13 protein-coding genes are annotated in these 12,226 nt (G+C 56.9%); 10 read left to right on the top strand and 3 right to left on the bottom strand.

Translation table 11 applies throughout. The features are described from left to right. Positions 1-69 precede the first annotated feature (69 nt). The 10 genes from R0I78_RS13100 (at position 70) to R0I78_RS13145 (ending at position 9,467) form a co-directional block, all read left to right on the top strand. Positions 70-2,394, top strand: a complete 2,325-nt coding sequence (locus R0I78_RS13100) for a Tex family protein (protein WP_317075643.1) — start codon at positions 70-72, stop codon at positions 2,392-2,394. A gap of 9 nt (positions 2,395-2,403) precedes the next feature. Continuing rightward, on the top strand, positions 2,404-3,087 hold the full coding sequence (locus R0I78_RS13105) for a pseudouridine synthase (RefSeq protein WP_317075644.1): 684 nt from the start codon (positions 2,404-2,406) through the stop codon (positions 3,085-3,087). 90 nt (positions 3,088-3,177) lie between these two features. Continuing rightward, entirely contained in the window at positions 3,178-3,597 is a 420-nt protein-coding gene (locus R0I78_RS13110) for a GNAT family N-acetyltransferase (RefSeq protein WP_019934760.1), read from the top strand. Positions 3,598-3,779: 182 nt separating this feature from the next. Further along, positions 3,780-5,345: a BCCT family transporter gene (locus tag R0I78_RS13115; protein ID WP_317075645.1), complete on the top strand. Its 1,566-nt coding sequence runs from the start codon at positions 3,780-3,782 to the stop codon at positions 5,343-5,345. A gap of 124 nt (positions 5,346-5,469) precedes the next feature. Further along, positions 5,470-5,871, top strand: a complete 402-nt coding sequence (locus R0I78_RS13120) for a YjfI family protein (protein ID WP_019934758.1) — start codon at positions 5,470-5,472, stop codon at positions 5,869-5,871. Further along, positions 5,868-6,554, top strand: a complete 687-nt coding sequence (locus R0I78_RS13125) for a PspA/IM30 family protein (RefSeq protein WP_317075646.1) — start codon at positions 5,868-5,870, stop codon at positions 6,552-6,554. Before R0I78_RS13120 ends, R0I78_RS13125 begins: the two co-directional genes overlap by 4 nt. Position 6,555: 1 nt before the next feature. Further along, on the top strand, positions 6,556-7,197 hold the full coding sequence (locus tag R0I78_RS13130; RefSeq protein WP_317075647.1) for a YjfK family protein: 642 nt from the start codon (positions 6,556-6,558) through the stop codon (positions 7,195-7,197). A gap of 60 nt (positions 7,198-7,257) precedes the next feature. Next, the gene (locus tag R0I78_RS13135; RefSeq protein WP_317075648.1) at positions 7,258-7,674 is read left to right on the top strand and encodes a DUF350 domain-containing protein; all 417 of its coding nucleotides are present in this window, start codon (positions 7,258-7,260) and stop codon (positions 7,672-7,674) included. A gap of 9 nt (positions 7,675-7,683) precedes the next feature. Beyond that, complete coding sequence (locus tag R0I78_RS13140) at positions 7,684-8,301, top strand: DUF1190 domain-containing protein (RefSeq protein ID WP_019934754.1); 618 nt, start codon at positions 7,684-7,686, stop codon at positions 8,299-8,301. After that, complete coding sequence (locus R0I78_RS13145) at positions 8,301-9,467, top strand: glutathionylspermidine synthase family protein (RefSeq protein ID WP_317075649.1); 1,167 nt, start codon at positions 8,301-8,303, stop codon at positions 9,465-9,467. The genes R0I78_RS13140 and R0I78_RS13145 overlap by 1 nt, the downstream gene beginning before the upstream one ends. A 192-nt stretch (positions 9,468-9,659) precedes the next feature. On the opposite strand, the gene R0I78_RS13150 is transcribed toward R0I78_RS13145, so the two are convergent. From R0I78_RS13150 to R0I78_RS13160, 3 genes are all read right to left on the bottom strand, one after another. Further along, the gene (locus tag R0I78_RS13150) at positions 9,660-10,661 is read right to left on the bottom strand and encodes a porin (protein ID WP_317075650.1); all 1,002 of its coding nucleotides are present in this window, start codon (positions 10,659-10,661) and stop codon (positions 9,660-9,662) included. 75 nt (positions 10,662-10,736) lie between these two features. Next, on the bottom strand, positions 10,737-11,033 hold the full coding sequence (locus tag R0I78_RS13155; protein ID WP_019934751.1) for a hypothetical protein: 297 nt from the start codon (positions 11,031-11,033) through the stop codon (positions 10,737-10,739). Between the two features lie 386 nt (positions 11,034-11,419). Then, positions 11,420-12,154 carry an endonuclease/exonuclease/phosphatase family protein gene (locus R0I78_RS13160; RefSeq protein ID WP_317075651.1) on the bottom strand — a complete coding sequence of 245 codons (735 nt, stop codon included), beginning with the start codon at positions 12,152-12,154 and terminating at the stop codon, positions 11,420-11,422. Between the last annotated feature and the right edge of the window lie 72 nt (positions 12,155-12,226).

Consider the following 12,226-nt stretch of genomic DNA (forward strand, 5'->3'; position numbering starts at 1 on the left):
CATAATGCTCGCCCTGCTTTTTCAATTGACTGCAAGCCGGGCAAGCCCCCGCTGCCGGAGCACAAGCTGATGAACACCATAAACCACATTCTGGCCAATGAACTGGCCGTGCCTCAGTCTCAGGTGGATGCCGCCGTCAGGCTGCTGGACGAAGGGGCCACAGTGCCCTTTATTGCCCGCTACCGCAAGGAAGCCACCGGCGGCCTGGACGACACTCAGCTGCGCACCCTCGACAGCCGCCTCGGCTATCTGCGCGAGCTGGAAGACAGACGGGCGGTGATCCTCAAATCGGTGGACGAACAGGGCAAACTGAGCCCGGAACTGAAAGCCGAGCTGCTGGCCGCCGACACCAAAACCCGACTGGAAGACCTTTACCTGCCTTACAAACCCAAGCGTCGCACCAAGGGCCAGATTGCCATTGAAGCCGGCCTGGCACCCCTGGCCGATACTCTGTTTACCGACCCCAGTCAGGATCCACAGCGGCTTGCAGAGCAGTTCATCAATGCCGAGGCCGGCGTGGCCGATGCCAAGGCGGCACTGGACGGTGCCAAATATATTTTAATGGAGCGTCTGGCCGAGCAGGCGGATCTGCTGGAAGCGGTGCGCAGCTACCTGCAACAGCACGGCCAGCTGCAGGCCAGAGTGGTGGAAGGCCAGGAGCAAACCGGTGCCAAGTTCAAGGACTACTTCGAGCATAATGAGCCCATCGGCAAGGCGCCGTCACACCGGGTGCTGGCCATGCTGCGGGGCCGCAATGAGGGCGTGCTGTCGCTGGGTCTGGTGGTCGACAGCGACGCAGAGCGTCACCCCTGCGAGACCATTATTGCCCGCCATGCCGGCTGGCAGGACAAGGGCCGCCCTGCCGATAAATGGCTGGCCGGCGTGTTCAGCTGGACCTGGCGGGTGAAGCTGTCGTTGCAGATGGAAACCGAGCTGCTGGGCCAGGCCCGGGAGCGGGCCGAGCAAGAAGCCATTCGCGTGTTCGCCCTTAACCTCAAGGATCTGCTGATGGCCGCTCCCGCCGGTGCCCGTGTGACCATGGGGCTGGATCCGGGCATTCGCACCGGGATCAAGGTGGTGGTGGTGGATAATACCGGCAAGCTGCTGGAACACGCCACCGTGTATCCGTTTCAGCCTCACAATAAGGTGGAGCAGAGCCTGCGCATTCTTGGGGAGCTGTGCCGCAAGCACAGCGTCAGTCTGGTGAGCATCGGCAACGGCACCGCCTCGCGGGAAACCGAGCGGCTGGTGGAGCAGCTGATAAAGCAAAGCCCCGAACTCAAGCTGCAAAAGGTGGTGGTGAGCGAGGCCGGTGCCTCTGTGTATTCCGCCTCGGAGCTGGCCGCCAGCGAGTTTCCCGATCTCGACGTATCGTTGCGAGGGGCCGTGTCCATTGCCCGCCGGCTGCAGGACCCATTGGCGGAGCTGGTAAAAATCGATCCCAAAAGCATTGGCGTGGGCCAGTATCAGCACGATGTGTCCCAGACCCAGCTGGCCCGCAACCTGGATGCGGTGGTGGAAGACTGCGTGAACGCCGTGGGCGTGGACGTGAACATGGCCTCGGCCCCGCTGCTGGCCCGGGTCTCGGGCCTGACACCCACTCTGGCCCAGAACATAGTGGCCTGGCGCAACGAGCAGGGCGTGTTTGCGGATCGCAAACAACTGCTCAAGGTGCCCCGCCTCGGCCCCAAGGCCTTTGAACAGTGCGCCGGCTTTTTGCGCATTCAGGGCGGCAAGAACCCGCTGGATGCCTCGGCGGTGCACCCGGAAGCCTACCCGGTGGTGACCCGCATGCTGGAGCAACTCAAGCAGCCGGTCAACGCCGTGCTGGGCAATGCCGGCCTGCTCAAGACCCTGGACCCGAAAGACTACACCGACGAGCACTTCGGCCTGCCGACCGTGCAGGATATTCTCAGGGAGCTGGACAAGCCGGGCCGGGATCCGCGCCCCGAGTTCAAGACCGCCCGCTTTATGGACGGCGTAGAAAAACCTGCGGATCTGATCCCCGACATGGTGCTGGAAGGGGTAGTGACCAATGTCACCAACTTCGGTGCCTTTGTGGACATAGGCGTGCATCAGGACGGGCTGGTACATATATCAGCGCTCACCGACCGCTTTGTGCAGGATCCGCGTGAAGTGGTGAAGGCCGGCGATATCGTCCGGGTGAAGGTGCTGGAGGTAGATCTGCAGCGCAACCGCATCGCCCTGACCATGCGCCTGGAGCAAAGCGCCGCCGACCATGCCGAAGGCAAGAGCGCACCGCGCCGCAATGAGCGCAGCCGCACTAACAATAACAAGAGCCAGCGCCAGCAACGTCCGGCCCACCGGGAGCAGGCAGCCCCGCAGGGTGCCATGGGCGCGGCCCTGGCAGCGGCGCTGCAGAAGAAAAAGTAACGGGTTTTCATGCGCCTCGATAAATTCATCTGCAAAAGCACGGATCTGAGCCGAACTGAGGCCAGGCGGGCCATTGCCGCTGGCGAGGCGCAGGTTAACGGTGAGGCGGTCACTCATGAGGCCACTCAGGTGCACGAAAACAATCTGGTGACCCTGGCCGGCCAGCGGCTGGTGCCCCGTCCGTTTCGTTACTTTATGATGCACAAGCCCGCCGGCACCCTGTGCTCCAATGTGGACGGCGTTTATCCATCGCTGTTCCGCGGGCTCAACATAGACAAGCCCGACGAGCTGCATATTGTCGGCCGCCTCGACGCCGACACCACCGGCCTGGTGCTGCTCACCGATGACGGCCGCTGGTCGTTCAATATTACGCGGCCCGAGCAACACTGTGCCAAGGTGTATCGAGTCAGCTTGAGAGATCCGCTGGATGGCGGAGTGGCCGAGCGCTTTGCCCAAGGGCTGCTGTTACAGGGCGAAACCAGGCCCACTCAGTCCGCCAGGGTAGAGGCCAGCGGCCCGCGCGAGGCGCTGTTGACCATTACCGAAGGGCGCTTTCATCAGGTAAAGCGCATGTTTGCCGCGGTAGGCAACCGGGTAACCGGTCTGCACCGGGAGCAGATTGGCAACATTCGGCTGAATGTGCCGGCAGGTCAATGGCGCACACTGACCGCCACCGAGGTGGCCGGCATCTGACTGCTGAAACTGCGTTTAAAACATCGTCATTCTGAGTCTGAACCGGTATCTTGCTACCAAACCCGTTTTTTATAACCTGTGGAGACTGCCATGCATATTCAGCTTGTATCCTTTGATAACGAACATCAGCCGGCCATTCGTGCCGTGCGCAATACGGTTTTTATCGAAGAGCAGCGCATTGATCCCGGGCTGGAATATGATGGTCTGGATGATGCTGCCATTCATGTGCTGCTGAGCATAGACGGTCAATGGGCCGGCACCGGCCGCATGCTGAAGGACGGCCATATAGGCCGCATTGCCGTGCGCAAGGAATTTCGTGGTCTGGGGCTGGGGGCCAGAGTGGTGCAGGCGCTGGTGGATGAAGCCGGCCGGCAAGGCCTGAAACGGGTTTATCTGGGGGCACAGAAGTATGCCACCGGCTTTTACCAAAAGCTGGGATTTACCCCTTACGGAGACGAATTTCTTGATGCGGGTATCGTGCATATTTCCATGGAAAAGAACCTGATCTAACTCTTCAGTCAGAAAGTAAAATACACCTTATACTCAGGCGTTACCGGCATTTTCCTCGGCTTTTTAAGGGATCTTGCCGTACTAAGCCATGCCAGATGGTTACTTTGCATTCTAATTAAATTTCACTTATTAGCGCCTTTTCTGTACAATTGGCGCGTTCATGCATTGAACAAAGTGAATTGATGAAAGTTTCCAACCTCAGCCTTAATGAACAAAGGCTGGTGGCCGGCCTCAGTGGCGGCTTCCTGCTCCTCTTCGTAGTTCTCGCCTTTTTTGACCTGCAACAGATGACCCAATGGATCAACCAGGGCTTTGCCTGGACCATTGATGTATTCGGCCCTCTGTGGCAGGTATGGATGCTGGCCAACCTGGTGATTGCCCTGGTGCTTGGCCTGACCCGCTACGGTGATATTCGTCTGGGCGGCAACGTCGCCCCCGACAGCTCCACCTTTCGCTGGCTGGCGGTGATCATGTGCACCCTGCTGGCCGGTGGCGGCGTGTTCTGGTCTGCCGCCGAGCCCATGTATCACTATGTGACCACACCGCCGCTGTTTGCGGAGTCTGAATCGGGTGTGTCCCAGGTGTCTGCCGCTCTGGCCCAAAGCTTTATGCACTGGGGCTTTCTGGCATGGGCTGCACTGGGCACTCTCTCTGCCATCGTAGTGGTATATGCCCATTATCATAAAGGCCTGGCCATGCGCCCGCGCACCCTGCTCTATCCGCTGCTGGGTGACAAGGTGGAAACCCACTGGCTGGGCACCATGGCCGATGTGGTGTCCATTATTGCGGTGGCCGCCGGTACCATAGGCCCCATTGGCTTTCTGGCTACTCAGCTGGGCTTCAGCTTTGAGGCGCTGCTGGGCTGGGAGAACAACTATGGTCTGCAGCTGGCGATTCTTGGCGGTCTGGTGGCCATTTACACTCTGTCTGCCTCTACCGGCATTGAAAAGGGTATTCAGTGGCTGTCCAGCGCCAACGTGGTACTGGCGGTGATCCTGCTGGCCATTATTCTGCTGGCAGGGCCGGGCAACTTCATTATTGATGCCTTTCTTAACGGCATGGGTATCTATCTGCAGGACTTTATGCCCATGGCGCTGAACCGGCAGGATGACAGCTGGCTGGGCTGGTGGACCCTGTTTTTCTGGGGCTGGTTTATTGGTTACGGCCCCATGATGGCGCTGTTTATTGCCCGCATTTCCCGGGGCCGCTCCCTGCGCGAGCTGGTGATGGCAGTGGCGGTGATGGCCCCGCTGGTCACCAACTTCTGGTTCTCCAGCATTGGCGGTGCCGGCATTTTCTACGAGCAGGCCGCCGCCGGTGTGGTGTCCGGCCCGCTGCAGGAAAGCGGTCTGCCCGCGGCGCTGCTGGCAGTGACCCAGCAGCTGCCTCTGGCCGAGCTGATGGTGCCTGCTTTTCTGGTGCTGACGGTGATTTTTGTGGCCACTACCGGTGATTCCATGGCTTATTCCATTGCCATGGCCATCAGCGGCGACCACACTCCGCGCACCCGCCAGCGTATTTTCTGGGCCCTCACCATGGGTCTGGTGGCGGCGGTATTGCTGCGTATGGGCGAAGGCGGCATCAATGCGCTGCAGTCCTTTATCGTGATCACCGCAGCCCCTGTGTCACTGCTGCTGCTGCCAGTGCTCTGGACCGGCCCGCGCATGGCTCATGCCATGGCCTATGAGCAGGGCATTGTGACTCAGGCACCGCGCAGCAAGGTGGCATCTACAGAGAGTGCCTCCTGACATCACTTGAACGAGAGCCTTATGGCTCTCTTTTTTATCTGCTTTCTCTCCGCCAAAGCTGGTTTTTGGAACCATCTTTGTTCTATCTTGTCTGGGTTATGGCCCAAACAACACGGAGTGACTCATGTCCTGGACCCCACAACAACTGCACGACCTGCTGGCCAAGCGCCACGGCTGGCAGTGCTCACTGGAAAATGATTCTTTGCTGATCACCAATGAAGAAGGGCTGGACGCTTTTCTGGCGGTCTCCGGCGAGCAGATTATTGCCGAAACCCTGCTGTTTCCTGCCAGCGTGGTCACCGATGCGGCAGCTCTGAACGACACCATTCTTCGTACCCATCAGCTGTTTCCGCTGACCACAGTGGGTATCAGCCACATTAACGGTGACGACTATTACATTGCCTTTGGTGCCCTGTCTTCCGGATCAAAAGAAGAAAGTGTGCAAATAGAAGTGGAAACCCTGTTCCGCAATACCGAAGCCTTTCTCGAGCTCTATCAGGACCATCTGCAAGGAGTAACCTCATGAGCGTATGGAAAAAACTGGTCACCGCCATCAAGGGCGGTGCCAACGAGGCCGCCGAAGCCGTGGCCGACAGCCAGGCCCTGCGCATTCTGGAGCAGGAAATTCGCGAGGCCAGACAGGAGCTGCGCCGCTCCGACGAATCTCTCACCGGCATTATGGCCAAACGCAAGCTGGCCCAGCAGAAGGTAGACGCCATCAGCGCCAGCATCGCCGACTATGAAAACCATGCCCGGGCCGCCATGGCCAAGGAAAACCGCGAGCTGGCACTGGAATGCGCTCAGCGGGTGAGCGAGCTGAAAAACGAGCAGGATGCAGAAAAGTCCTATCTGGATCAGTTCACCGCCTCTGAAAGCACACTGAAAGACAACATCAGTGCCGCTAAAAACCGCCTGCGCCAGCTGGAGCAGCAACTGGATGTGGTCAAGGCCACCGACAGTGTGCAAAAAGCCCAGGCAGCGGTCTCTTCCCGCCATACCGGTGCCAACTCCCGCATGAAGACCGCGGTGGAGTCGCTGGATCGCATCAAGCAGAAGCAGACCCAGCGTCAGGCCGAGCTGGATGTGGCCGCCGAGCGCGCCGCCACCGAAAGCGGCGATGCCCTGGAGCAAAAGCTGAAAAGCGCCGGCATTACCGGCAGCCAGTCGGCGGGAGCCGAAGACGAGCTGTCCCGCATTTTAGGCAAGTAATATGTTTGACTGGCTGAAAAAGAAAATACAGCCGGCGGCTCCCCAGACAGAGCCGGCCCCGGAGGTGCTGGGGCTGCGCCTGGGCGGCGGCATTGAGCTGGACGCCCTGCGGCTGTCGCTGCTTGAAAGTCAGGTCACCTTTGAAGGGGCCGCCAGCACTCAGATTATTCAGGCAGTCGGCCGGGTGATACTGGATGAAAGCCACCAGCTGCTGCGCTTTTACACCGACGACGACGGCTTTGTACAGGTGCTGCTGAGCGGCGGCACCACAGACGACTGCGTGACCGAGGTCAAGCTCTGGTATTTTTATCGCACCACACCGGTAGACGGCAGCAAGGCCTGGAATACCCTGCTGGAAACTGAGCTGGTCAAGCCCGAATGGGATCTGGACGGCCAGACCTTCACCAGGGCCTGGGACAACACCAAACCGGTGGCCATGACCGAAACCACCTGGCTGCAGAATGGCAGCCGCAGCGAAACTGATCAGTTTGTGATGCTCTATGAGCGCGCGCTAGACAACGATGACGCCGAAATGCTGATGGTGGCCGGCGAAGAAAAAATCACCGGCAGCCAGGCTGAGCACAGCCTGGTGCTGGCTACCGGCATCGACCTGGGGCCGACGGATTTGCGCTTTGTAAGCTGAATCCAACAGTATGCCGATAAAAACGAATCGTGATTTTCAAAACGGAATAAAAGGATATTCATGGACGCTCTGTTAACTTCTCTTTCAGGTCTTGGCCCCTTTGTGCTCTATTTCGCCATGTCCATTATCATGCTGCTGCTGTTCAAGTGGCTGTATGTGCTGGTAACCCCCTATGACGAATGGCGGTTAATCAAGGAAGATCACAACCTGGCTGCCGCCATTGCGCTGGTGGGTGCCTTTGTGGGCTTCTCGCTGGCAGTAGGCAGTGCCGCTGCCAACTCGGTATCACTGCTCGACTTTGCCGTCTGGGGTGTGGTGGCGCTGGTGGCCCAGTTGCTGGCCTTTGTGATAGTGCGGCTGATGTTTCTGCCCAAGGTGGCCGAACGCATTAATGACGGCCAGGTCTCGGCCGGTGCCGTAGTGGGCGGTCTGTCGGTGGCGGTGGGCCTGCTCAACGCTGCCTGCATCACCTACTGAGGAGGCAATATGAAACGCTCCCGACGCCAGCTCTTGACCAGCATGACGCAGCGCATTGGCAAACCCGTGAGTGCTGCCATTGCCGGCTCAGTCATGCTTACCGCCTGCGGCCAGCAAGATCCGGAAGTGCAGGTATATCAGTCGCCGGAAGACTGCAGCAATGCCAATCCGGAGCAGGCCGAGCAATGCCGGGCCGCCTATCAGCAGGCGCTGGCAGAGTCGGCCGATACCGCACCCAAATATAACCGCGAGCACGACTGTGAAGCCGACTTTGGCGGCGGCAACTGTGTGCCCTATCAATATCAGGGCAACAACTGGTTTATGCCCGCCATGGCCGGCTTTATGTTTGGCCGCCTGCTGGACCAGAACCGCTATATTCATCACCCTGTATATACTTCACGCAACCCCTATTCGCCCTACTATGGGCACTGGACCACAGCCGGTGGTTACCGGCTGGGCAAGGCCAGTTACGGCAAGCGCATGCCGGTAAGCCGGGAAGCGCTCAAGCCCAAACCCAAGGTCACCCGCACCATTTCCCGGGGAGGCTTTGGCTCGTCGGCTCAGGCCAAAAGCAGCTGGAGCAGCAGCAAACGCGCAAGCAGCCGCTCCCGGGGCTGGGGCGGCTGATGCTGAGAGTGGCACACAGCGAGCGCCCGCACTGGCGCTCGCTGGCTGAGCAGCTGGGTTTTGGCTTTCATACCATGTATGGCGAACCCTACTGGGATGAAACCGCCTATTACCAGTTCACTCTGAAGCAAATAGAGCAGGACATAGAAGACCCCACTGCCGAACTGCATCAAATGTGCCTGCAAGTGGTAGACAGAGTAGTGCGGGACGAACAGCTGCTGCGCCGTTGTGGCATTCCTGAAGCGCGCTGGCAGGAAGTGGCCGACTCCTGGCACAGGCGGGATCCCAGCCTCTATTCCCGGCTGGATCTGGCCTATAACGGCCGGGGTCCGGCCAAGCTCTATGAAAACAACGCCGACACCCCAACCAGTTTGTTTGAAACCGCCTTCTGGCAGTGGCTCTGGCTGGAAGACAATGTGGATGCCGGCCGGCTGCGGCGGGACGCGGATCAGTTCAATCTGTTGCAGGAGCGGCTGGTGAACCGTTTTCGCGCCCTAGCACCGGATTACGCCGGCCAGACCCTGCATTTTGCCTGCTGCAAAGACACCGAAGAAGACAGAGGCACGGTGCAGTATCTGGAAGACTGCGCAAAGGAAGCCCGCCTGAACACCGCCTTTGTGTTTGTGGAAGACATAGGCCTGGGGGAAGGTGGCTGGCTCACCGACAGCCATGACAACACCATAGACTGGCTGTTCAAGCTCTACCCCTGGGAATTTATGTTTGAGGAAGAATACGCCGAGCACCTTGCCTCCAGCCGGGTCAACTGGCTGGAGCCCATGTGGAAATCAGTGCTGTCCAACAAGGCGTTACTGCCGCTGCTGTGGCAGCAGTTTCCCGGCCATCCCAACCTTCTTCCCGCCTATTTCGGCGACGATCCTGCTCGTTTTCAGCTGAATGAATATGTGCAAAAGCCGCTGTTTTCCCGGGAAGGCGCCAATATACGCATAGTGCGCCACGGTGAGGTGGTGGCTGAAGTGGACGGCCCCTACGGCGAGGAAGGCTTTATTTATCAGGCCTGGCATCCGCTGCCGGTGTTTGGTGGCCGCCATGCTCTGGTAGGCAGCTGGCTGGTAGACGATGCCCCCGCCGGCATTGCCATGCGCGAAGACACCAGTCCCATTACTCAGGATCTGTCCCGCTATCTGCCCCATATTATTCTGGGTTAATTCGCTCTCCCAATATTCGAAAGGAGGGCAAAGGGAGCAGCTTCACGACCGATCAAATGCCATGGCCGAAAATTGCTCCTGCATTTTCGTCATTCCCGCCATCCATGGCGGTCAGATGCATTTGCCGAGCATTACATGGAAGTACTTGAAGCGTGTCGTGAAGTTGGCCGTTTGGCCGACTTGCGCTCTGGATCAGAAGTAATACTGCAGACCCACGCCGTAGAGGTTGTCCTGATCGTCCATCTTGTTCAGCATAAACTCTGCATAAATCTTGGCTTTGGGCATCAGGTAATATTCGGCTGCGAAAATATATTCATCCACCCAGTGCAGGTGCGCATTTTCACGCATGCTCTGCCGGCTGTAACCCACACCAAACGCCATTTTTTCACGGGAATAGGAAACAACTGATTCCCAGTAATCTACCCGGCGCATGCTGTAAACACGGTTCTCTTTAAGAGAAAAAACCTGCCAGTTACGTTGAAAGTCGGTGCGCCCCCGGGTTACGGCGGCATAAAAGCCACCGGGTGTGCTATAGCTCAGGCCCACCGCCATATTGCTGACATCACTGTTAGGATCAGCTTCCCGCTTGTTTTCATAGGCCACCACAGCCCCCAGACCATTTTGAGCCTGGTACCCTACAGAGCCACCATACTGAGCCCTGGTACCATCATGATCACTTTGCTTGTTGGCATCGTTAAACGCATAACCGGCGCGTACATCCCAGCCATTGCTGGCCCAGGTCAGCTTGATATGATCATCCAGGGTGCTATCCACCAGGTAGACATAAGCATTGCCGCCAAACAGATTAAATACGTCCGTTTTGTCCCGCAGCTGATTAAAGGTGCTGTCACTGCGGCCGGCGGTCAGCTCAAAATTATCCTTGATGCGCACACCCAGCCAGGCTTCATCGGCATAAATCTGATCGCCATAGCGGGAGTTATTAAACAGATCCCAGCTCATTTCACCAATTAAAATAACATCAGCATTCAGCCGGCCGGCACCGGAAAGCCCCAGAGAAGCCATGGTATCGCCGCCAAGAGATTCGGCTTTATAGCCACTCTGATAACCCAGGACACCCAGGTTCTGCTCTATTTTGCCATGCAGTTCCAGTACCTGTTGCTGATCATCCGTGCTCCAGGTAACTGCCAGGGCTGACGGGGCCAGCAGCAGCAAAGACAAGATTGCGCGTTTCATACTTATTACCGAAAAAACCAATAAAAAAGGGTGCTGAACACAGCACCCCCGGGACCGTCTCAGTGGCGGTCTTTATTAACGGTAGAAGTTCTTCTTGTAGGAGTACTCGTTGCCGTTCACGTTCTTGTTGATGGTCACGCCATCTTCAGTCACTTGCTTGTCAACGGAATAGGTGTAAGTTTCACCGTTGGCTTTGGTTACCGTCTTGGTGAAAGACACGGTGCCGTCTTCAGAAACGGTTTTGCTCACCTGTACGTCGGCGTAGTCGTTGCTGTAGCTGTTGTTGTAAGAGTAGTTACCACCGAAACCGGCGTTAGCGGAAGCGGCGAGTACCAGTGCTGCTGCGGAAATAACCCATTTGGCTTTTTGCATTTTATATTCCTTTTTATTTACTTTTATATGCGGGCTCACGCTTGGGTGACCACTGCGAAATTTATTCCTGTAACAAAAGCAATCTGCTTCCTGCCCGGGAACAAAATAAATACTACACCCGCCTAAAATGGATACAAAATACAATAAAATTGTATACAAAATGTAAATCAATGCTTTTTTGCGACATTAGTCACACAGAAAAACAGTACTTTTATGAGTGTTACTGTATTCCGCAGAAACAACCTGACCTGCCAGACAAAAAAAGTGGATTATTCTGAGACAGGTTCTGACACAGAATTATTCAATGCAAAAAAGTTACTTTTTTAACTAACAATTTACTGGCAACTCTTCATCAAAATCATGTATTTTGTCGTCAAATTGCGGCATCAAAGCAAAAATCGCGCATAAATAGGATTATGATCCGATACGGTTGGCATATCGATAGCTGTCGCCGATCGCAGTTTAAGATCCCGATAAAAGATAAAATCCAGCGGTTGGTGCAGATACGTCTTAACATAATGGGCATTGTCCATTACTGCCTGACGTAACCCCGTCGCCCGGCAAAAACGGCGCAAATACAAGCGCCGCTGCCGACTCCATGCATTAAAGTCGCCGGCTACAATCAGTGGTCCGGTATGGTGCAGCAGCTCAATACGCACCTGCTCCATTTCTTTAAGAAACAGCCCCGCATGAACAAAGTTAATCGCATGCATGTTGACCACCAGCAGGGTTTTATCCTCAGGCAGTGGATGACGGGTGAGGATCAAACTTTTGTGAGTGGCAAAGCGCAGCTCCCGGCTTTGAGTCAGCAAAGGCTGTATATCCTCAAAGGCACAGCGTCCGGCGGTAAGCACACCAAACATCTGCTTGCGGGTCTGCATATTGGGAGCGGCAGCCCAGGACCAGCTTTCCAGCCAGCTTCCTCCCAAGGGTGCCAGTCGAGCCTCTTGCAGCAATAGTAAGCTGGTCGGGTAAAGTAACGTCAGATCGGTAATGCTTTGATGAAAACGGGCATCCTGGGTCAGTTTCTGGGCGTTCCAGCACAGAACACCAATATCGTCACCGGACAGCGGCTGATGCTGATGCAACAGACGGGACGGTGTGGTGCGGGGTCTCAGCATTCAAATTCACCTGTGCAACACAATACCATTGCCAGAGTGTATCAGCAGCCAGATGTCTTGAGCAGAAAGAGA

The sequence above is a fragment of the Oceanimonas sp. CAM02 genome (assembly GCF_032842915.1).
GTDB classification, from domain to species: Bacteria; Pseudomonadota; Gammaproteobacteria; order Enterobacterales; family Aeromonadaceae; genus Oceanimonas; species Oceanimonas smirnovii.

Bases quoted from the DNA above. Each gene is read 5' to 3' on its own strand.
- R0I78_RS13130 (WP_317075647.1), top strand. From the start codon at position 6,556: ATGTTTGACTGGCTGAAAAAGAAAATACAGCCGGCGGCTCCCCAGACA.
- R0I78_RS13140 (WP_019934754.1), top strand. From the start codon at position 7,684: ATGAAACGCTCCCGACGCCAGCTCTTGACCAGCATGACGCAGCGCATT.
- R0I78_RS13105 (WP_317075644.1), top strand. From the start codon at position 2,404: ATGCGCCTCGATAAATTCATCTGCAAAAGCACGGATCTGAGCCGAACT.
- R0I78_RS13150 (WP_317075650.1), bottom strand. From the start codon at position 10,661: ATGAAACGCGCAATCTTGTCTTTGCTGCTGCTGGCCCCGTCAGCCCTG.
- R0I78_RS13110 (WP_019934760.1), top strand. From the start codon at position 3,178: ATGCATATTCAGCTTGTATCCTTTGATAACGAACATCAGCCGGCCATT.
- R0I78_RS13100 (WP_317075643.1), top strand. From the start codon at position 70: ATGAACACCATAAACCACATTCTGGCCAATGAACTGGCCGTGCCTCAG.
- R0I78_RS13160 (WP_317075651.1), bottom strand. From the start codon at position 12,154: ATGCTGAGACCCCGCACCACACCGTCCCGTCTGTTGCATCAGCATCAG.
- R0I78_RS13120 (WP_019934758.1), top strand. From the start codon at position 5,470: ATGTCCTGGACCCCACAACAACTGCACGACCTGCTGGCCAAGCGCCAC.
- R0I78_RS13125 (WP_317075646.1), top strand. From the start codon at position 5,868: ATGAGCGTATGGAAAAAACTGGTCACCGCCATCAAGGGCGGTGCCAAC.
- R0I78_RS13155 (WP_019934751.1), bottom strand. From the start codon at position 11,033: ATGCAAAAAGCCAAATGGGTTATTTCCGCAGCAGCACTGGTACTCGCC.
- R0I78_RS13145 (WP_317075649.1), top strand. From the start codon at position 8,301: ATGCTGAGAGTGGCACACAGCGAGCGCCCGCACTGGCGCTCGCTGGCT.
- R0I78_RS13135 (WP_317075648.1), top strand. From the start codon at position 7,258: ATGGACGCTCTGTTAACTTCTCTTTCAGGTCTTGGCCCCTTTGTGCTC.
- R0I78_RS13115 (WP_317075645.1), top strand. From the start codon at position 3,780: ATGAAAGTTTCCAACCTCAGCCTTAATGAACAAAGGCTGGTGGCCGGC.